This window comes from Iodobacter arcticus (genome assembly GCF_042664895.1).
In the GTDB taxonomy this organism is placed as follows: Bacteria; Pseudomonadota; Gammaproteobacteria; order Burkholderiales; family Chitinibacteraceae; genus Iodobacter; species Iodobacter arcticus.
Genome location: NZ_JBHTBQ010000043.1, coordinates 1 through 608, shown reverse-complemented (window position 1 = coordinate 608; position 608 = coordinate 1). Strand labels below are relative to the sequence as shown.

1 protein-coding gene is annotated in these 608 nt (G+C 46.1%); it reads right to left on the bottom strand.

What is annotated here, in order from left to right; genetic code table 11:
- Window positions 1-35 precede the first annotated feature (35 nt).
- A partial coding sequence (locus ACFQNF_RS17470; RefSeq protein WP_380189195.1) for an IS3 family transposase occupies window positions 36-608 on the bottom strand: 573 nt, incomplete at its 5' end.

The window sequence follows — 608 nt, the reverse complement described above, 5'->3', positions numbered from 1 at the left end:
CTGAACTGACCCCAATTAGTTGGACAGTATAAAAACTAGGCGCTCAAGGGCTGGGTTCTGTATTGCACAGGACTCAGCCCTTTTAACTTCAACTTGATTCGGTCGTGGTTATAGTAATGGATGTAATCCACGATGCCTTGCTCTAGTTGCTCAAGACTAGTGAATTTTTCTTGGTAGAAGAACTCCGACTTCAATGTGCCAAAGAAGCTTTCCATCGTTGCATTATCATGGCAATTTCCTTTTCTTGACATACTTTGCACCAGCCCTTTTTCTGCCAATTGCTGCCGATACCCTGCCATTTGATACTGCCAACCTTGATCTGAATGCAGCAGCGGTTTTTCATCTGGGCGCAGCCTCGCTAAGGCTTTCTTTAGCATTTGACTGACCAGCGCAAACACTGGGCGACGCGCCATTTCAAAGGCGATAATTTCCCCATTGTATAAATCCAGCACCGGCGATAAATAGAGCTTTTCTCCCCGCACATTAAACTCAGTCACATCCGTCACCCATTTCTGATTCGGCTTGTCCGCACTAAATTGCCGCTGCAATATATTTGGCGCGACTTTGCCACATTCACCCTTGTATGAACGGTACTTTTTAGGCCGAAC